The sequence below is a fragment of the Kocuria subflava genome, assembly GCF_012163155.1.
GTDB lineage: Bacteria > Actinomycetota > Actinomycetes > Actinomycetales > Micrococcaceae > Kocuria > Kocuria subflava.
Genome location: NZ_JAAVUN010000174.1, coordinates 1 through 592, shown reverse-complemented (window position 1 = coordinate 592; position 592 = coordinate 1). Strand labels below are relative to the sequence as shown.

The window sequence follows — 592 nt, the reverse complement described above, 5'->3', positions numbered from 1 at the left end:
CCACGTGGAAGCCGGCCTGGCACCGGTGGTCGCTTACTACCCCAAGGGGAAGCAACCGATTCCGGCCAAGTTGAAGGACATCGAGATCCGCAACACCCTCCCCGTCGGCGAACGCCCCACCGTGGCGGGAATCCTCGAGGCCGCGCATCGCAACCGCGTCCAGGCCCTGGTACTCACCAACAACTCGCCGTTGAGCTCTGCGGAGATCCGGCACCTGAGCTGGTACCTGGCCGACGCCCGCATCCGTCTGGTCATGAACACGGGCCTCACGGACATCGCCGGCCCGCGCATCCACACCCAGCACCTGGCAGGTCTTCCGTTAATCCACGTCTCCACACCGCATCTTTCCCGGTCACGACGAATCATCAAGCGCGGCATGGACATCCTGGGCTCGATGTTCGCGCTGCTCGTGCTGTCCCCCGTCATGATCGTCGTGGCAGCCATGATCAAGGCACATGACCGTGGCCCGGTGTTCTTCGGCCAGGAGCGCGTGGGACTGGACGGATCACGGTTCAAGATGCTGAAGTTCCGCCCCATGTACACGGACGCGGAGGAACGCAAGGCGGCCCTGCTGGCCGCCAACGAATCCCAG

1 protein-coding gene is annotated in these 592 nt (G+C 64.5%); it reads left to right on the top strand.

The window, feature by feature from the left end; all coding sequences use genetic code 11:
- Positions 1-592: sugar transferase (locus tag GTW58_RS13600; RefSeq protein ID WP_209436593.1), on the top strand; the 592-nt coding region annotated here is incomplete at both ends.